This window comes from Lutispora sp. QWL-02, assembly GCF_058315355.1.
Map to the genome: position 1 here is coordinate 863,523 of NZ_CM177762.1, position 20,062 is coordinate 883,584.

At 43.0% G+C, this 20,062-nt stretch carries 10 protein-coding genes and 1 riboswitch; of the genes, 6 read left to right on the forward strand and 4 right to left on the reverse strand.

The features are described from left to right. The first annotated feature begins 8 nt into the window (after window positions 1-8). The 6 genes from AC4HCY_RS03915 to AC4HCY_RS03940 all read left to right on the forward strand — a co-directional run bounded on the left by AC4HCY_RS03915 (window position 9) and on the right by AC4HCY_RS03940 (window position 11,007). Window positions 9-6,719 (forward strand): S-layer homology domain-containing protein, encoded by a 6,711-nt coding sequence (locus AC4HCY_RS03915; RefSeq protein WP_491095426.1) that lies wholly within the window; start codon window positions 9-11, stop codon window positions 6,717-6,719. A gap of 40 nt (window positions 6,720-6,759) precedes the next feature. After that, window positions 6,760-7,662: a S8 family peptidase gene (locus AC4HCY_RS03920; protein ID WP_323431122.1), complete on the forward strand. Its 903-nt coding sequence runs from the start codon at window positions 6,760-6,762 to the stop codon at window positions 7,660-7,662. Between the two features lie 189 nt (window positions 7,663-7,851). Beyond that, complete coding sequence (locus AC4HCY_RS03925) at window positions 7,852-8,190, forward strand: DbpA RNA binding domain-containing protein (RefSeq protein WP_491095427.1); 339 nt, start codon at window positions 7,852-7,854, stop codon at window positions 8,188-8,190. Further along, entirely contained in the window at window positions 8,180-9,340 is a 1,161-nt protein-coding gene (locus AC4HCY_RS03930) for a MalY/PatB family protein (protein WP_323431121.1), read from the forward strand. The genes AC4HCY_RS03925 and AC4HCY_RS03930 overlap by 11 nt, the downstream gene beginning before the upstream one ends. A gap of 141 nt (window positions 9,341-9,481) precedes the next feature. After that, window positions 9,482-9,913, forward strand: coding sequence for a MarR family winged helix-turn-helix transcriptional regulator (locus AC4HCY_RS03935; protein WP_323431120.1), 432 nt, complete (start codon window positions 9,482-9,484; stop codon window positions 9,911-9,913). A 50-nt stretch (window positions 9,914-9,963) separates the two neighbouring features. Then, window positions 9,964-11,007, forward strand: a complete 1,044-nt coding sequence (locus tag AC4HCY_RS03940; RefSeq protein ID WP_491095428.1) for an efflux RND transporter periplasmic adaptor subunit — start codon at window positions 9,964-9,966, stop codon at window positions 11,005-11,007. Window positions 11,008-11,146: 139 nt separating this feature from the next. On the opposite strand, the gene AC4HCY_RS03945 is transcribed toward AC4HCY_RS03940, so the two are convergent. The 4 genes from AC4HCY_RS03945 to AC4HCY_RS03960 are packed head-to-tail and all read right to left on the reverse strand — an operon-like array spanning window position 11,147 to window position 19,804. After that, complete coding sequence (locus tag AC4HCY_RS03945) at window positions 11,147-12,343, reverse strand: 4Fe-4S binding protein (RefSeq protein WP_323431118.1); 1,197 nt, start codon at window positions 12,341-12,343, stop codon at window positions 11,147-11,149. Window positions 12,344-12,356: 13 nt separating this feature from the next. Next, entirely contained in the window at window positions 12,357-13,940 is a 1,584-nt protein-coding gene (locus tag AC4HCY_RS03950; protein ID WP_323431117.1) for an FMN-binding protein, read from the reverse strand. A 12-nt stretch (window positions 13,941-13,952) separates the two neighbouring features. Continuing rightward, the gene (locus AC4HCY_RS03955; RefSeq protein ID WP_491095429.1) at window positions 13,953-14,675 is read right to left on the reverse strand and encodes a molybdopterin-dependent oxidoreductase; all 723 of its coding nucleotides are present in this window, start codon (window positions 14,673-14,675) and stop codon (window positions 13,953-13,955) included. Window positions 14,676-14,731: 56 nt separating this feature from the next. After that, the gene (locus AC4HCY_RS03960; RefSeq protein ID WP_491095431.1) at window positions 14,732-19,804 is read right to left on the reverse strand and encodes a ligand-binding sensor domain-containing protein; all 5,073 of its coding nucleotides are present in this window, start codon (window positions 19,802-19,804) and stop codon (window positions 14,732-14,734) included. A gap of 92 nt (window positions 19,805-19,896) precedes the next feature. Next, window positions 19,897-20,020: riboswitch (molybdenum cofactor riboswitch) on the reverse strand. Window positions 20,021-20,062 lie beyond the last annotated feature (42 nt).

Below are 20,062 nucleotides of genomic sequence, written 5' to 3' on the forward strand. Positions count from 1 at the left end.
GTCAGATTATGAAAAGAATGTTTAAAAAAACCATCAGCATGATCCTTGCAATAGCCATATCCGTTAGCATGATGCCTTTGGCGGAAGTTCATGCCGCTGCGGCCGAAGCTGAGATATATACATTGAAAAACAATTATATTGAAGCGGTAGTATCGACAAAAAACGGTGGATTTTTGATTCGCACCGTCGAAGGAAACAAGATGAACAAGGACGATAACAACAAAAATTTGCTCTATCACAACGGTCAGTATGATACGTCCTTTACTTCATTTAAGGTGGATTACGGCAGTAATGTGGTGAGGGAATATATATTTGGCGGAAAGTATGGCTTCTTGGGACTATCCAGCTCTGATGTCAAAGTGACTCAGGATACGACCGGAATCACGGCTGTGTGGAGTGTCAATGATCTCACCTTTACTCAAAGAATAGAGCTTTCGGCCTTAAATTCCAATGAGCACGGCATGACTTCCATAAGCTATACCGTTAAAAATAATGGCCAAAAACCAATCAACAGCGTCAAGGTCAGGGTCCTGTTGGACTCCTGCCTAGGCAATCGTGATTATGGTTATTACCAGATACCCGTCGATGGTGTCGGCACACTGGAAACGGTTACAAAGGAGAAGGTGTTTGACTATGGGCCTAACGCTTTTGTGCCGGCTGCCCTGTATGCCATAGACGATGCCATGACACCTGCCATAACGGCCTATACGGTCAACAGCACTTCGCCTTACCGTATTGCTTTTGGACATTGGAACAATCTGGCTTCATCGTTATTTGACTTTGCACCGGATACAGCTTTTGAGTTTACCAATGCCTTCAATGACAGATATCTCACTGCAGATAGTGCATATGCACTATACTATGATATGAAGGATATTGCAGTTAATGCTGAGAGGAATATAAACACCTATTATGGCGTATATTCCAATCATACCGTATACCAAGGTGACAAAGTCACCGTGAATGTGACAGCCCCAACTTCTCTCCAGCTTTCTAAGGACAAAAAGAGCTATGTGTCATCAGAACTGGCATTGGGAAGTGCCAATATAGGAGTGGAGGCCAAAATAAATAATTTTATCAAGGATGCTGCCACAGATTATTCTGAAATCTCTGTTGCCATATATACACCAAATGGCGTTGCTCCCTTGGACGCAGGTGGTAACGATCCTGGTGGCACCTATTCCTACATGAACCCCTATAGGATTACTCTAAACAATGTGGAACCGGGGCAGACCAGAGCCACTACCTTTCAATTGAAGGCTGATGTAGGTGCCGCTGCCACTTTTCGCAAAATTGAAATCCGAGCCTTTGACACATCTGTGCAGTCTGCTTTGACAGAGCAGAGCCTGCTGGGCTCATCCTCCTTTTATATTCTATGTCCCGGGGGAGACGGCAATCTTCCCAAGATAACCTTTACAGGCGGTGAACCCGACATTTTGTACTATGAGGGAACCCGGCACTTTTTTGTAACAGGCAATAATTTTTCCATGCTGGAAGACAAATCACTTTATACATTATACCTGGAAAGCCTCACAGACAAAAACCGTAAATATTTAGTAGAACCGGAAAATATCACTTTCCCTGAAAACCCCGAAGGAAATATTCTTGATGTAATATTGAAACAGAATGTGCCGGTAGGGGACTATCAGTTGGTTTTTTACTGGGAGGATGCTGCTGTTAAAAAAGGTATTGTGGAAGCAGAAAATAAAGTCATGACGGCTCCGGCCTTAAAGGTTACCATGAGCGACGACCCATTCTATAAAAACGACACCTACGGAGTTGTCATCGTATATCAAAAGCCGGGAACCTGGGGACATACCTCAGCCTATGAGATTAAAAGCTTTAGAAATGAGGCTGAGTTTCAAAAATTTAAGTCAGCTGCGTCAAACTATAAGGAAATATTGATTATTTTGCGCGGTGCCTTCGAGGTTGATACAAAGGATGAAAAGGGAAACCCTGTCAGCTGGACTGCAGCCGTGGGCAAATCTTCCCTTGTAAACGGCAGGGTCAACCAAAACACTATAGTGACTTTAAATAACTGTATTGATTTTGAAAACGGAACCCTGACGCTGCATTATGACGGAAATAACTTAAGCAGCGGCAGCATCTTAGTGGACTTTGACGGAGATTTGTATACATCTGATGCACGAACAAGCATTTGGAAGGGAAAAGCTGCCCTGACGGCCATCACCAACGGGAAGGATTTCTCTCTTGTGCCCTATGATGAGGATGGCGCTGTTTTGAAAACCTTTGCAGACGAAACCATTACCCTTGTCTGGCCATGTGCCCTGAGCATGGCCCAAACCTTATCGGGCATGGTATTTAACATGACCTACGGAAAGTTGGGTGCCATGTTCGACACCCAAACCTATGCGCCAAATATTATTGAATTGGGAAGGGTACTCTCATTCTCAGGCAATATGGATCTGAGCTTTCTGGTTCCTTCCGGCGCTGCGTCAAAAGGCTGTGACACCAAATGGAATCGTATAAAGGATGCCTTCAATATTAATAACGATTACTATGGACTTCGCACCCGCTATGAGCGCTTTGTGGAAGAGCCCTCTGAGAAAGAACAGGAGGACATGAAGGAAGGGGCGGGGCAGGCCAGCGTAATGGTAGATAACATCTTGTTTGGCTGCGGCGTGGGCTTTGTGGGCTTCAAATGCGAAGTCGGCGTCAAGCTGCCTTCTTATACGGAATCCATGCCGACTATGAACTGCAAGCTAAAGATCAATACCATAGGAGATTGGGATTTTGAAGTAGAGGGTTCTTGTAAATTTACTACCATAGAGGTTGAGTTAGAAATTGGTATAAAGAGCAAAAATAACATCCCGGTGCCGGATAAACTCATTTTTATCATTAACGGCTTCGAGCCGGGAATCAATGTGGATGGTTCGGGAGTCTTGTGGATCACGGGAGGTGGTGGTGGCTTCGACAATCTATATGATACCATCTTTGTAAGCAGCAAGCTTCCACCCTTAAAAATTCTGCTGTCCGTAAGCTTTGATATTGTGAAGATTCTTTCGGGCAGGGTCGATATGAGCTTAGGCCTTAGGGGGCTTTCGCTGTCAGCCAGCAACATCAAAATAAAATTTACAGATATCATGGCTTTGGAAAAGGCAGGCTTACAGTTTGATTGGTATCCTGATTGGTATTTCCAAGCCTCTATAAAGATGAGCTTGTTAGGGATTATAAATGGTGCCGGATATATTGTAGTTATCGATAATGCCTTATATGATAAGTTTTTTGAATTCTTTGTAAGGGCTGGGATCTCTGTTCCATCTTATATACCCATTGTAGGCGGCTTTGATGTAGGTGGCGTAGATCTTGGGATCAACAAGGAAAAACTGTGGGGTGTGGCCAGAATAATAGGAATCAAATTTGGTGTTGTATATTATTGGGACGGAGATTTTGACTGGGGCACAGGCGCCGGTTCTACTTCGCCAACCTTCCCTGAGCTTTTGGGTTACGAGAGTGTGCCTGTTTATCATGATGCTGAAAGCGGAGAGACACTTTATATGGCAATTGGCACCAATCTTAATGTTCTTGCTATGCCTGAGATTGGAGGAAATCTTGATTCAGCTCCCAAGCTTTTGGGCACCGGGGCAACTCTGAAATCGGCAGCCGATAAAAAGACTCATGAACTGAACCTGGGAGCATATGCCCCCAGCGGTGAAGTCTTCACAATTACCTATGATGCTTCAGACCTTGAAGATGCGAAGACCAAAGCAACTGCCATGACCATAAAAGACGGTGTAAACGATTACGGAATAGTGCTTGGTACTAATGCAAACATAACCTTTGACCCGGCGAAAGGGAAAGGAACCTTTGCTGTTTCCGCTACAGAGCCGTCGCAATACAACAAGAAATGGAGCATCAATACGGTTGTTCCTGCCGACATAGTACTTTTTGGTGTTTCACCTATGCCGGAGATTACTGACGTTTCACAGGCCATTTTAGGATCTTCCGCTACAGTCAATTGGGCGGGAACCCAATTGGATAAGCTGGATCGTTTGGATTTCTATCTGACCACCGATGACGGAACCGACGATGAGATAAAAGATATGGGTACATTAATCGGCAGCCTTGACAATAATGAGATTATAGGTGCAGCTGGAAATACTGCAACGTTTGCCTTGCCCGGAACTCTACAGACCGGAGACTATTATTTAAAAGCCATATTCACTAAGGAGGGTGCGGTCAACGGCAGCAAAACAAGCACCGGGTTTATTCATTATACTAATGCCATGCAGCCTGAAGCTCCTGCCGGAGTCATCGTGGGCAATGGCGGAGACAGCACCCTAAAGGTATCGGTAGGTAATAATACTAATATGGACTATGACGCTTATGTTCTCAATGTATACGAGAAAAAAGACGGAGACTGGGTTTTGAGCGATGTAAATGGGATGATTAATAAAAAGCAGGAGCAGGTAGATGAATACGGGAATGCTACCGGCGTAATGCTTCCTGTCACTGATATGTCCATTGGCGGAAGCTATAGCGGTTTTGACCAGAATGGAGCTCCTACTGCTTATGGACTCACCGGAGGAAAATGCTACAAAGTGGGCGTAACGGCTGTTAGGAGTATTACGGATGCGTCGGGCAATCACCTCTATTCTGTATCGAGTCAGGAGATCCTTTCGCCGGAAATAGTTCTGTCAGTGCCAACGCCTCCGGTTATTACAATACAAAATACTTCCCCTTTCATCTCGGTTGACCGCAGTGAATGGGGCAAGGGAGGCAGCCGGATCACACGCTGCTATGATACCTTAAATGCAGATGAAGTGATTTTCAAAGCCGGCTCCGATGTTTTAGTGACGGGAAACTGGGATATTGACGGAGATTATAATAACAATTATGATACCGCTTCAAGCGGACGCAGCGGCGCCTTTTCAGATACGGCCTCCATTGAAATAAGCCTGAAAAATGTGCCGGACGGTGACCATACGCTAACGGTGTGGGGCACGGATGCAGATGGGGACAGCTTTAGGGTGCAAAAAGTCTTTACCATCGACACGCAGCCACCCAAGCTTTTGATTACCTCGCCTTTAAACGGCGGATATTATACTGAGGCCGGCGCTCTCAATATTTCCGGCGTCACCGATCGTGATGCGCAATTCAGCATCATTATAGATGGCAAAGCGTCAAAGCCGGAGCATCGGGACAAAACTATTGCCGAGCTTGGCGGTACCATTGACTCTGACGGAGTTTTCAGCTTTGATTTAAATTTAGATCCAGGGAAATCCTCACACAGGATTTTGCTCCTTGCGAAAGACAAAGTGGGAAACTTCATGCAGCATGAGGTTACTGTGAAGAATAAAGGTCTTGCAAATATAGAAAGTGTTGACCTCTATATGTCTGATGGCGCATCATCGCCTGTTCGCTATTCCAATAAAAATCTACCCATAAGCCTCAGTGACCAAACTATCGCTCAGTTCTTCCTCGTTGCCAATACTAAGAATGGAAGGCAGATTATTATTGAGGATGCCTCGATGGTAGACTGGAATGCTATGGCTGTTAATGGGGAAGCATTTATTGATTCCAATGGAATCCTTACAGCCGGCACCGCCAGTATGGGCTATGTTACCGGAGGGCTTAAGGTAGCTGCACTGGGCTCCATGACTGCAGCTGCAACCTTTGGCGCGGAAAGCTATAACAGCACATTTTCTGTAGTGGTAGGCAGCACAGTAGGAGGAACTGTCATGGGAGGGGGCTATTATAAAACGGGTGATATGGTAACCATTAAGGCTATACCGCATCCGGATTATATATTCAAGGGCTGGATCGTAAAAGGTGCATCCCTTGCGGGTAACGGTGCCACCACCACCTTCATGATGCCCTTTAATAATGTCACTGTTACTGCAGAATTTGCTCATGTTTCTGATCCCGGCACAGATTCAGGCTCAGACTCAAGTTCTGATACATATGGAGGTTCGGCAAATAAAACGCCCCAGGCTGCAATTTCTGTGAAGAAGTATGCTGCGGCAGGAGAAGTAGTGACCATGGTATTGCCGGATCTTGCCAAAGGTGACAATCCGGATCTTTATATTCCATATTATATAGATTCCGACGGCAATGAGGTTCCAGTTCCTTTCTCAATATCAGAGAACGGCAAAATCATCTTTATCGCACCGGTAAATGCCATATATCTCATCAAGAAAAAGGATTGCAGCTTTAGTGATACTAAAGGGCACTGGGGTGAAAAGGCCATACTGTTTGCCGGGGCCAGAGGACTGTTTATGGGTGTTGGGAATGAAAAATTCAATCCCGAAGGGAAATTGAATCGTGCTATGCTGGTTACTGTCCTGTATCGGCTTGCAGGAGAGCCTGCCTCTTTGGGAACCAACTTCAGCGATGTAGCCAAGGGAACCTGGTACACCGATGCAGTTGCCTGGGCTTCACATAATGGGCTGGTGAAAGGCTATAACAGTAAAAAATTCGGACCTCTTGATGAAATAACACGGGAGCAGCTGGCTGTAATACTATATAGATACAAGTCCATGATCGGTAAAGATAACAGTGCTTACGGAAACATATCCTCCTTCAAGGATTCAGACAAGGTTTCTTCGTGGGCCGGGGAGGCTATGGAATGGGCAGCAGGTACCGGAATCATACAGGGCAGCGCCGGTTTATTAAACCCGGGGGGAAACGCCACAAGGGCCGAGGCATCCACGATGCTTATGCGCTTTATAAAGCTGGTTCTTTTGGGTAAAATCTAAGGCCCCGCACAATACGATAAATTTTTGGGAGGAAATAAGCATGAAAAGAAAAATACTTTTATTGTCTCTCATTATGCTTATAACTTTACTTTATAGTCCCGCTGCTGCGGCTGCTGAAGAAACACCCGTCCGAATAGCCATAATAGATACGGGCATCCGAAAGAACCATACCATGCTTAATGGAGAAAATATCGAACAGGGGGAAAATTATGCTTTTCCGGAAGATGATACTGACGATCTGGTGGGACATGGAACCAGGATTGCCGGGCTTATTTTGGGCAGTACCGACGGCACAATTAAAGGCACAGCTCCCGATACTGTCTTAGTCCCGCTGGTTTATTACAGCAGATACCCCTCCGCTGTGCCCAAGAATGGAGGCGTGGAAGCTATCTGTCATGCTATTTACGATGCAGTAGATAGTTATGATTGTCAGGTAATAAATATAAGTTCAGGTGTGACGGAGCCGGATGACAGGCTTTACGAAGCTATATGCTATGCAGAAAAAAAAGGTATTATCGTCATATCAGCAATGGGCAATGATAATCTCACCAACAAGGATTGCATCTATTATCCGGCAGCCTATGAGACCGTGGTTGGAGTTGGAGCTGCAAATGCTGATCTGACGGGGGCTGCAGACTTTTCTCAGCGCAATGCAGGTGTATTACTCTTGGCTCCGGGAGAAAACCTGATTGTGCCTTCCATAGGAAGCGGCGAGGATTTTGAGACTGTCAGCGGCACCTCATATGCTGCGGCACAGGTGGCGGGGCTTGCAGCACGGTTAAAAGCTCTTTATCCCTGTATGAAACCATCAGACTTCAGGCAGATTATCAGCCTTTCATGCCGGGATCTAGGGGCACCCGGTTATGATACCGTTACCGGCTGGGGACTTGTGGACATGGAGGTTACGGGTACATTAAAGCAGGAGCCGCTGCGGAATAAATAAGGTTAAAATGTGTAGCCTCTATAAGGGTTTCAACATCTTATAGAGGCTATAACCTATATTATCAGGGTATATTATTACAAAAGATAAGACGAGGGTGAATTATTATGAATAACAGTTTTGAAAGCTATGGTATAAGCGAAGAAATTGTAAAATCTCAGATAGGAAGCGGCAAAACTGCAGTCTGATGGTTTGTCTTGCAAGGGGCTTCATGGAGGTATTGATGTAGGGAGCATTACTCACATAATAAATTATGACATACCCTTGGGGAAGGAAAGTTATGTCCATAGAACTGGAAGAACAGGACGTGCCCAAAGCCTAAGAAGTATAAGAGCCATTACAAATATCCCGGGAGCCAAAGCTGAAGCCATAGGAATAATAGACATACTGGATCATATCTCTTATATTGACATATTGAATGGAAAATGCGACATTATATTGGAGGGGTTGAAAACCATGAATATGAAATTAAAGCCAGTCAGAGCACAAAAAGCAGTAAAAAGAATAAGGAGGAGAACTAATGGATTTTGATGTTTTGGTGGATAGAAGGAATACTGATTGTGTCAAATGGGATGGACTGAAAGACATTTATGGCCGGGATGATATCTTGCCTCTTTGGATTGCTGACATGGATTTCAAATCAAGCCCGAAGATAATTGAGGCAATAATAGATCGGGCAGAACATGGAGTCTTTGGATATCCCCTGGACTCGATGAAGATTTTCCAGCCCTTTATAGAATGGAATAGAAGAAGAAACAGCCTTCATATAGATGAGGAATGGATACTGACATGTCCGGGAATAGTGACGGCATTTTGCCTTGGAATACTTGCCTATACAAAAGAAGGAGAAAAGGTGATGATACAAACTCCCGTGTATCCTCCATTCCATTCCGGCGTAAAGAACAATGGCAGGGTGCTTATAGAAAATGAGCTTATGGAGAGGGATGGATACTACACCATAGATTTTGAAGACTTTGAAAAAAAGATAAAGCATGACAATGTCAAGCTTTTCATACTATGCAACCCTCATAACCCCATAGGCAGAGTCTGGAGCAAAGAAGAACTGGAAAAAATGGCAGACATCTGCTTGAAGCATGATGTGAAAATATTCTCCGATGAGATACATTCAGACTTAATATTTCCGGGAAATAAATTTACCTCTATATTATCATTGGATGAAAAATACAGAAGCATAACGGCAGCGGCCGTGGCACCAAGCAAAACCTTCAATATAGCCGGGCTTTCATCCTCCATAGTTCTGATACCCGGTGAGGATATGAGGAAGAGGTATGAAAAAATCAGTGAAGGCGTCGCAATAGGAGGGCTTAACATATTCGGGCTCACTGCCATGGAAGCAGCTTATAAATATGGAGAAGAGTGGCTGGAGGAAGCTTTAAAGTATATAGAGAAGAATTCCGATTATATGGAAGGCTTTATAGAAGAAAACATGCCTGAAGTCAAATACAGGAAGCCGGAAGCCACATATTTAGGCTGGCTGGACTTTAGAAAGATTTTCCCGAGTTCAAAAGACCTGGATGTTTTTTTAATAGACAAGGCCAAAGTAGCGCTGAACAGCGGTATAACCTTCGGCAAAAGCGGAGAAGGCTTTGTAAGAATAAATTTAGGCTGCCCAAGGTCTATACTCATTGAGGCATTAAACAGAATCAAAAATGCACTATAGGAAGACTCGTTGGGTAACCAGGGAAGAAGCAATGCAAAAATAGAATAAAAATGCGTTGAACGATAACAAGCTTTATATTAAGCTATTAAGTAGTTTAGATATTAAATGGTTTAACTATTAAATAATATGGATGGTGAATAAATGAAAATAAGTTATGATATGAAAGAGCTAGACAAGATTGCATATGAACTGCATAAAAAGCTTTTTGCTAAGATTACTGCAGGTATTGAAATCCCTATTACAAGCACCCAAATATATATGCTATATTACATAAGAACCAAGGGTGAGTGTATGGTAACTGATATAGCAAATTATCTTGGCGTTACCTTAGGTGCGGTTACAAGCTTGGTAGACAGGTTGCGTGACTTTGGTTTGGTAAACAGGTTCAGAAGTGAAGCAGATAGGCGATTAGTCATAATAAAGTTGAGCGAAGCAGGAGAGGAATTGTTAGGAAAAATAGATATAAGGCGAAAAGAAATTTTTGATTATTATTTAAAAGACATGGATGGAGAAGAAATAATATATCTTAATGGTATGATGGAGAAAATCATCATGAAAATTCTCAATTCATAAAAGAATTGAAGTTAATATAAAATGTACTGTAAAAAGTTTGTTTGGAGGATATGCAATATGAAAAAAAGAAGGTTTTGATTGCTCTAATCATTATCAGTATATGTTTTAGCACCGGATGCAGCTCACAAGAGGCAAATGTGAATTCTGATATTATTGAAGAACAGCCCATAACAGTAGAAGTTGCCAAGGCGGCAGAGGGACAGATTGAATCCATGGTAAGCTATAGCGGCAGGGTGAAGCCGGCTCAGGAAATAATGGTTACGCCGAAGCAGCCTGGCAAGGTTTCAAAGATAAATTTTGATTTAGGCCAAAGAGTAAAAGCAGCTATGGTTTCTGCAGAAATAAACTATAATGATGCAAAAATCAATTACGAGACTATCAAAACATTGTATGAAGCAGGAGCCGAATCTAAGTTTAATTATGATAGGGCTCAATCCCGGTTTAAGCTTGCAAAGCAGCAGTATGAGACCGCTAAGGCAAATTATAATTTGCCGGAGGGCTATTCTATCAAGTTTACAGGTGAAGACCAACAGATGGTTGAAGCCTTCTCAAGCCTTAAATTGGCATTGATATTGTCGGTGTTTTTAGTTTATATGGTTATGGCAATACAGTTTGAATCTTTAGTACATCCTTTGACCATTATGTTTTCTGTGCCTGTTGCATATTCCGGTTCTATAATAGGTCTTGCAATTACCAATAATCCTTTGAGTGTGCCGGCATATGTCGGAGTCATAATGTTGGCCGGAATAGTTGTAAATAATGCCATAGTTTTAGTGGACTATATCAACACCTTAAGAGAAAGAGGTTTGGATAAGGAAGCTGCAATCATTAAGGCGGGCCCCACCAGGCTGCGACCTATTCTAATGACTACATTGACCACTATACTCGCTATGATTCCATTGGCCTTGGGGCTTGGGGAAGGAGCGGAAGCAATGGCTCCCATGGCCATTGTGGTTATATTTGGATTGACCACATCGACTTTATTGACCTTGCTTATAGTACCGGTAATCTATTGCTTGCTTGATGATTTGTCAATCAGTATTAAACATGGAAGGAAAAAGTCTAAGAAGCAGCCGGGGGTAAACACCAATTGATGAATAAAATAGATTGACTTGGAGCTGGCGTTCAAAAATATTAAGCATATAGACCTCTGAGAGCAGACAAAATAATCTAGTTTCAGAGGTCTATTTAAATAATTAAAACATTACATTGGAGTATTGTACATGGATCTAATTACTTTGCTTTTTTCAAGGCGCTCTCCACACTCTTCAGCAAGCCTTTGCTGGTCTTTGTGGCTCCGCTTACAGCATCTACTTGGAGCCTTTGCTTTTTTATTATTTCTTTTGGAATTACCATAAAGGCTTCATCATACCAGCCTTTGCTCTCATGATGATCAATAATCTCTATTTCTATGATTTTACCATCCTCTACTATGATCTCTGTGATGATTTTTCCTGCAAAGCCTTTAGCCTCTCCTTGGTAAGCTCCGTCCTTTAAAGTACCCAAAATAATGTTGCCGTCGTAAGAGTTTCTGACCCATAGCTTTGGCATACCAATCCATAGGACAACAAAGAGTATTGACATTAGTGCAAAATAACTTATTTTGGATACTTTTTTATTAAATAGACTTAAGTAAGCCCTGCTTTCATTTCTAATTTTGCATTGCTCCACACAGTTCAGACATCTTATACATTCAGGAGAAATGCTGTCACTTTCTTTGAGGAATTTTAAACCTGCGGGACATTCTTCCAAACATTTATTACAACTATGGCAGGTTTTACTGTGTTTCAATGATGTTAAGGATAATGAGCTAAATAGTGATTGAGCCGCACCTAGGGGACATAGGTATCGGCAAAAAAACCGAGGGAGAAGCATAGAAGCCAAAAAGACAAATGCCAGTATTATGAATCCTATTTTCATTTCAGCCCAAGCAGAAAAAAGTCTCGGAAGGTTAAGCAATGCTCGCCAAGGAGATAATTCTGCAATCACTGCACCATACCCTAATATTGATATGAGCAAAAGTGATAAAAGTATGGGGTATTTTATAAAAAAAGGGTTATGGCCTTTTTTATTTATTTTCACATGCTTCGATATTTTTATTTTGCTGCTGAGCCAAGCCCCAAGGTCTTGTATAGCTCCTAGTGGGCAAAGCCATCCGCAAAAGAATCTGCCCCCTAGTACAGATATAGCGAGTATTGCTATAGTCAGGGCAATGCTCTTATTTATACCTTCAAATTCATAGCTGCTATCTGTTACATATTCTCTTAGGGCATTCCAACCGCCGTAAGGGTTTAAATCAGCTATGCTTAGAATCTTAAAGTCCAATATCTCATTAATATAAAGATTGTAAAGGATGATTATGATTATTAAAGCAAGGGCTAGGAATAATTGAACTCTTTGTCTCAATGATTTTGACTCACTCTTTTTCATAGTATAGCTTTCCTTAATTTTGGGTTTTGCTTATTTTTAGTACGTTTTCTATTAAAATGCTATCTACCAATATATCGGCACCATTATCCCTAGGTATTAAATAGGAATTTTCCAATTGATTTATATCAATGATAGATTCTTTATCATTGATATCATTTATTGACAGTTTTTTGACTCCTTCCAAATCCATTAAGGCTTCCTCTAATATTCTTTTGAGCTTGATAGCTTTTCCTTGGGGCAAGCTTTTTTCCCCAATAACCTTTGCCATTATCTCAGGGAAAACGGCTGCATCTATAGTTGTGGAAAAGGATGTCATTTCTTTTACGTTATAACCGAGCTTAAAGCCGGGGCTTATGTTCATTGGAGCGTTATCCCCAACGGTTTTTATATAATACCTATCTCTGACCATGCTGATGGTCTCATTCTTTATCAATCCGTCAGAGGCAACCATAGTGAAGAAACCATTTTGGTCTACCTCACCGAACTTTGTAAGAATTTTACCAACTAAATATGACTCATCTTGGCTGCCGTAGTATTCATAGTAGTAAGGCTCTATGTCCTTTACCAATGCTTTAAATATATATACATTTTTAATATTCTTTGGGGAAATATGAGTATATAGTTCAATTTTGTTTGCACATTTTACCCAATAGGGTCCCATTTCATCCGGTATGACAATTCTAACAGGCTTTTCCTCCCGGGGTATTTCCTCACCGTCTACTATGGTTGCTAATATAATATCTCTGTTTTCCATTATATCCTTGCTTATCATGGAATAGTAATTGTCCCTGCCTGTTATACCTAAGGCTTCATAGGCATTTATATCTATATTGTTTTTCTTGAGAATGTCTGCAAGCAATACCCCTGATGCTTTTATATCCTCTCTTACGCCATTGGTCTTTGCTAATATAGTCTCCGTTGAAACCTGTGAGAATTCTTTTAAGTCATCTACTGTAATTCTTATGGATTTATCTTCAGGCCAAGCTAACTCAAAGCTATTTTCATCTTTTTGCCACATTTCCTGAGATATGAAATTATCCACTGGATCCTTTGTTTTATTAGCAACTAAATAATTCCATGCCCCCAGGGCAGAGTTTACATTGTTTATAGCAACCTGACTGGTTAAACTGGCACCGGTAACTTGAACAATATCTGTAGGCTTTTGTGGGTCTAAGACTACTCGATTGAGGTATTCTAATAGTCCCAATCCTTTAAATCTATCAGTAAACCATGTTTCTTCTATGCCGCCTGCATATAGGGGAGTATCCCCCTGAATTAAAACCCGAACACCGGCTATTTTTTCTTCCTCATTGTCTATCACTACAAGCATTTTTATTATACCCTCATACCCTGTTGATGAGGTTATAAAGGCTGCAGGCTTATTATCGATACTATAGACTTTTTCAATAGCAGGGAAGCTTTCCTTAATTATTGGATTATCTAAAGCCCCATCTATGACTTTTATTTTGCCTGCTTTGGGCAGTATCTCCTTTATCATTGACGTTTCTTTCCTGGTATCATTCACATACCATAGGGCGCCGGAGACCCCAAGGGCAATTATGAGGAGCAGCACAATATAAATTCTATTTTTCTTCATATGTTCTTACCTCTAATTTACAATTATTTTAGTGATATTCATTACCCATTTAACCTTATTCATGTCGTCAGGTTCTTCTTGACCTATTACAAGGCGGAAGGGTGGACCTTTCTCAGCATCATAATCCTTACCATCTTCATGCCATGCGATTATAACAGGATATTTCTTGCTTGGATCCTGTTCATCAATATAGTCCTCCCTTAAAGCTTGGTCAATAGTCAGCTCTTGGGTATAACCGTCTGTTGCAACGAATTTTATATTTTTAGCGTTATCTTTTAATTCGGCTTTATCTAAAATAGCCTTTATTTTTATACCTTTAAAATGAAAATACTTTTTTGTTCCATAGCTATTGAGAGAAAAGAAGTCATCCTCAAAACAAGCGTCATTCATGGCTTTCATTTCATCCAGAGAAAGCAGAATAGATTTTTCTATGCCTGTACCTTCGATCTGAAAGCAGGCTTTATCATCCGATTTAGAAGATTCCTTTTTTTGCGGCTCTGCCGGAGTTTCTGCAGGTGCTGCTTTAAGGGCATCTTCTGAAGGCTGCTCCTGGGGGGCTGCTTCTTCGGCTTTCTTTTGTATTTCCACGGGCTGCTCCTTGGCTTTCGTTTCATCAGCGGCTTCTGCCAAATCCGCAGCCGGAGCGGAAGGGACTTTTGCCTGGCATGCAGTCAATAGGGATAAGGATAGCAAAAGGAACAATAAAATTGAAAATACGTTATTCCTGATTTTCATAGTTTACCTCCGCAGTAAAATCAGGAGCAAGCAGTGTGCCTGCCTGCTCCTGATACTTATTTTTTCATGAATATATTATCCGTCAAAGCATGGACTACGCCGCCATTGCTTCCTGCCCACAGAGTACCTTCTGTTACGGCTATGGAGAATATCGAGTCTAAGCTGCTGATGTCCTGCCAATCTCCGTTGGTTCTGTTAAATTTCTTGCTCACTGTTTTTGGCTTCTTGCAGAAGAATATTCCTTTGGAGCTGGTTCCGATCCACAAACTGCCTTTGTAATCCACAGCAATAGTTCGTATTTCCGCGTTATCCTTCAATTCCCCGGGGAGCAGCTCCTGTCCTGTATATTGGGCTTCAATCTCTCCCTTAGGGTTTACATAATTAATCCTGCCTCCTGCATTTTCCATGGTAGAGTAAGAACCGGACTTTACTATCCATGCTCCGCCCTGGGGGTCTATGGAAATGCTTCTCACCCATTGGTCGGCAAAATTAGTATTTTTGGTGTCTGTATATGCCTTTATAGCTCCTTCCTTGGTCATATATGCATATCCGCCGCTGTATATATTCTTTTCTGCATCTGCTGTATCAGGGTAGCATCCTATCCAGATGCCGCCTTTAGCATCCGCCGTCAGTGCGCAGATTGATTGGGCGGGCAGGCCGTTTTCCTTGGTCCAGCTCTTCCAGCTGTTATTTGCAGGGTCAAAGCAGACCAAGCCTGAAGCGGTGGCGAACCACACTTTGCCGCTTCTGTCTATTTCCACGCTCTGCACAAAATCCGATATGAGATTGCCCTTGGTGCTTTCCTTTGTATAATGGGCCACTTTTCCGTCTTTGAGATAAGCGGCCCCTTTTTGATTTTGAGGCTCCATGCCTCCGAGGGTAAACCATACGCCGCCTGCTTTATCTATGGCTATATCGTTTACATAGCTTCCCGGCAAGGTCAGGGCATTTATCTTTCCTGCTGCATCCAGATAAGCCGCTCCGCCTCCATAGGTGCCTATCCAAAGGCCGCCTTTATCATCGGGGACGACGGTCCTCACTCCTGCCACAGGTAATCCGCCCTTATCCCCGCCCAGATAGGAGGTAAATACTTTTTCAGCAGGCTTCGATGAAGGGGCATGATCGGTGTTTCCGTCTACTACTACCTTGACTACATTCTTCAGGCATGCTCCCTGATTCAAGTGAGTGATCATCCTTATGGGTCCGCCTTCATTGCCGCTTGTGTATCCGTCGCTGTTGGTATCTGTAACCAGCGGATTTCCGTCTGCAGCATAGGAAAGCATGATTATCTTTCTGTCCAGGCCGTCTGCGATTCCTTTTTCCAGGGCATCCTTTCCGAATACAGACAGGACATCCCGTGAGAATCCATCCGATGCGATAACTTTCACAGAGGTGATGTCTGTTCCGGGCTTGAGCTCTGCCTTTTGAGTGATGAGCTTCCACAGGTCAAGGCCTTCATGCTGATGCTCCCCGATATAGGTATAGGAATCTCTCAGTATTATGTCATCCATGGCTTCAAGCTCGCGGAGAGTATATTTATTCTGGTTTGCCAAAGCAGTCCCGGTAAGCTCCAGATAGCTTTTGTCCAGATACTGGCTGTAGGCAGGGCTCATGTCATGTTTCCAGCTGGTGGCTTCAGAAGCTTTGACGGATATCCTCACAACATTTTTTAGTATATTGGAGGAATTGATGTCTTCTGCGGACTTCTGGCCTACCATTAGGCAAAGAGGGCCTCCCGAATTGTTATAGTTGGGATCATAACCCTTAGAGTCCTTATCCGGTACAAGAGGCTTGCCGTTCTCGGGATTGCTGTGAGTTATTGGGCTTGAGCCATAGGCCAATATCATCTTCAAATCCGCTGCTTTGGTTGCACCGTTGAGATAATCAGTTTTCATGACCTCCGATAATGAGAAGGTCAGGCTCTTTCCGTCTGCAGCGGTAAAGACTGCTTCGCTGGCATTGGATTGGAGTCCTACATCCGCAGATCGTAAGAAGCTGTAGAGATCTATCCCTCTGTAGCGGATCTGCTGTTCCGAAGCAGTCTTCTTCACGTTATAATCGGCTGTGATTGCGAGGGTCTGCTTGTCTTCTATGTCCGAAACCTTGAAGGTCTTAGGTGAGCTGAGCTTAGTTCCCGGGCCTTCAATAGTTATGGTGCTGTTTTTCAGTTGGTTATAAGGGGATTCTATATGGGCATATTTATCGGGCTGAAGATTTATTGCAATTGAAGCAACCGCATTTATGGATTTTTCCTGGGGCATGATCATCATAAGAGGCCCGCCGTCGTTCTTCACATTGATCTTCTCGCCTGTTCCGTCCGTATAGGAGCTGACATAACCCTTAGAGTCTTTATCCGGTACCATGGGGGTGCCGTTTTTAGCAAAAGCCAGGATGGATTTTTTGCTGTTATAGAATATATCGTCCAGGGATACGGTCAAGGATTCTCCCTTAGAGCCTGTAAGGATCACTGTGCCTTTGATCCCGGGTATCTGAGCCTTCTCCTTCAGGAAATAGCTAAGATCTATACCCTCATACAAATCGATGTAAGCTTTATCGCCTTTTTTGACCTTGTAGAAATCCTTTACTTTAGCCTTAACCTTTTCAGTATTGGAGATATCGGCTCCGTAAATCATGCTTTCTATATCTGCTATTGTGTAGCTTAGATTCTTGAGAGTGCTTCCATCCATGCCTATCACTTTTACATCTATCTTTTGAGAAGCGAGAGATTTATAATTTTCGTCCGGATTCCCGCTGTGGGTGCTGTAGTTGACTTCATTGCCCACGATTATCTTATCCAGCAGCTTGGCCTGCTTTGAGCCGTTGGCATGGTGGTATTCTGTTTTGCCGGATATGATGCGCAAGGGGCCTCCATCATTGCCAAGGCCGCTCTTATAGCCGTCCAGAATATTTTTTATAACATATGGATATCCGTTGACCCCATAGGCTACTAAAACGGGATAACCGGTGGATCTTAAATCATCTTCATCCTTGGAAGCGTATTTTCCGTCGTTCAAATCGGCGGGGTTCTTTTCATAGTATCCGAATAGACCGGGATCTGCTATCTGAGCCAGAGTGAACTTGTCAAAATCCTTATAGCCGTCTGTAGCGGCAAATTGCACCACGGTCTTGGAGCCTTCGCCCTTGGCCATGGCTTCGGGGACTCCGGATTTCTTCAGAAGCTCCCACAGCTTAACCCCTTCATATTCATTGACATACCAGTAGGTTGAGTTGGAGAGGCTGTATTCGGCTCTATAGCCCATGCCGCTTATAGCGGGCTTGCTGTCTTCATACTTGACCATATCTTCTATTTGCTTTACTGTATAGTTTACTTCTCTTCCGATCTTATCTCCCGTAACGGTTATTATGTACTGAGAATTCTCTGCTTTGTCGTAAGGGGCTTTATCATGCTTATAGCCCGGGGAATCATTCTCTGCCACATAGATGTATGCAATGTTTCCGAACTTGGTATAGCTGGGGTTCGGATCAAAGCGGAAGGCTGATTTATCATAAACAAGCTTTATACAGCCATCCTCATTGCCCAAGGACGCATCGGCACCTGCTCCTGCATCATAGACAAATGGCCTCGGATTGGAGCCGTCCCGGTTTGAGGTTCCATAGGATATGATTATGGGCTTGCCCTGTGCTTCAGCCTGGGCAATTTGCTCTAAGGTAAATTCTGCTATGGTCTGTCTCACTCTGTTTTTTAAGAGCACCTTATAGGCGGAATCGGTGAGCTTTATACCGGTTGTGCCGGAGGTCATATTCTTCAATAGGTATTCAAGACGGATTCCTTCATATTTAAGTACAGTCTCTTTTCCGCTTCGAATATCCTTATAATCTCCGCGGAAGGCACCTGCATTTTGGTTCTCCATTTCTCTGATGGAGAGAGGTATGCTGGCCGCAAGGCCGGGACCTTCAAAGGTCAATGTTGCTCCTGTTATTGCATCTATATTGTAAGGTGCATCGCCGGCAACTCCGCCGTTTGTAATGTGCTTGTAAGGACTCTTGGAATAGTCTGTTCCGCCGGACGGAGTGACCTTGATCTCGTTGACCAGCTTTATTAAGGAGCCGTTTTGGCTGTATATCCTGAAATAACCGACTATAGCCGGGTTATCCTTTGCAGTGTCACAGACTGCTTTGGAGTCACCGGAGCCGGTGCCTGCTTCATAGGCCAGTATGTACTGCTTGGAGGAATCTTTTATATCTCCTACGGTAACAGGATCATTTGCATAGCCGTCGGCAGATATAAATTCTACTTTGTCCTTATCGTCATAGCCATTGAGAAGTTCGCTCAAAGGAACTCCCACACAGTAGTCAGCCACCGGGCCTGTTTTTTTAGTATAGGTCCAATTGCCTGCCATTTTAGGCATGAGGAGTATTTCAGCTCTTGTATAATCCTTATTACCTATTTTCAGAACTGCAGGCAGTTCTTCGCCAACAAGTATTTTTTGTATGGTTTTATTAAACAAGGGATTATTTTGTTCTTCCACATGCTGCTGGCCTACCATCAAGAGGGGTGCATCCTTATCAGTCAAAGCTTCTATAGAACTGCTTTGGGGTATTATCTCAGGTTTACCCCTATCGCCGGCTCTTCCGAAGGCCAGTATGGTATCCACGGGGATTTTGCCGTCGGCTTGTCCGCTGCCCAGTTTGGGGAAATAATATCTTTCCATACCGTAGGATGGGGTGGTCAATACCTTGGAAGTGGTAGAATCTCCTTTGTGAGAAGGGTCGAAGGTGACCTTGTAACCATCCTTGGCTGCAAAAGCTATCTTGAATAGATCATATTTGTCTTTGGTGAAGCCTGATTTGCTCAGGAGATCATCGACTTTTACTCCCTTCCCAAGATATATGCTCTTGGTGGGAGTGGTGTTTATTGTGGAGTAAAGATTTGTAACATGCTGCATTGATATGAGTTCGCTTAGAGTATACGATTTTTCATCGGTGAATCCTATACCCTGGCCCGTAACCACAACAATAGGCTGCTCCGTTTTAGGAGTCCATGCTTCTGCGTATACAGAACTTCCTAATACATCCGGAGCTATAAGGCCAAGGGATGAAAATATAAGGGTAAAAGCTGTTAATAGTGCCAGTACCTTCAAGGATTTCTTAGTGTTTGAATAGCTCATAATGCTCTCCTCCTATTTAAAATTTTGACACAGTTTACTCGTAATGGAAATGAGTAATAAAAAAACTTCTTTTATAGCAAAAAGAAGTTTTAAAAAGCCGGTTTATTACTCCTTTTCGCACTGGAAGGCACTGCAGTTTCCTGCAATACCCTTTCGTTTTATGCATCTTGCGCGTATAATTCGTTTAGATGCATAAAATCGGAGTATTTCTGTTTATTGAGCTTATGGAAATTATATCTATATTATAACGTTAAACAG

What these genes read in the sequence shown, in the direction of transcription:
- AC4HCY_RS03935 (WP_323431120.1), top strand. Translation starts at nt 9,482, where the DNA reads ATGAAAATAAGTTATGATATGAAAGAGCTAGACAAGATTGCATATGAA.
- AC4HCY_RS03940 (WP_491095428.1), top strand. Translation starts at nt 9,964, where the DNA reads ATGCAATATGAAAAAAAGAAGGTTTTGATTGCTCTAATCATTATCAGT.
- AC4HCY_RS03915 (WP_491095426.1), top strand. Translation starts at nt 9, where the DNA reads ATGAAAAGAATGTTTAAAAAAACCATCAGCATGATCCTTGCAATAGCC.
- AC4HCY_RS03945 (WP_323431118.1), bottom strand. Translation starts at nt 12,343, where the DNA reads ATGAAAAAGAGTGAGTCAAAATCATTGAGACAAAGAGTTCAATTATTC.
- AC4HCY_RS03960 (WP_491095431.1), bottom strand. Translation starts at nt 19,804, where the DNA reads ATGAGCTATTCAAACACTAAGAAATCCTTGAAGGTACTGGCACTATTA.
- AC4HCY_RS03955 (WP_491095429.1), bottom strand. Translation starts at nt 14,675, where the DNA reads ATGAAAATCAGGAATAACGTATTTTCAATTTTATTGTTCCTTTTGCTA.
- AC4HCY_RS03930 (WP_323431121.1), top strand. Translation starts at nt 8,180, where the DNA reads ATGGATTTTGATGTTTTGGTGGATAGAAGGAATACTGATTGTGTCAAA.
- AC4HCY_RS03950 (WP_323431117.1), bottom strand. Translation starts at nt 13,940, where the DNA reads ATGAAGAAAAATAGAATTTATATTGTGCTGCTCCTCATAATTGCCCTT.
- AC4HCY_RS03920 (WP_323431122.1), top strand. Translation starts at nt 6,760, where the DNA reads ATGAAAAGAAAAATACTTTTATTGTCTCTCATTATGCTTATAACTTTA.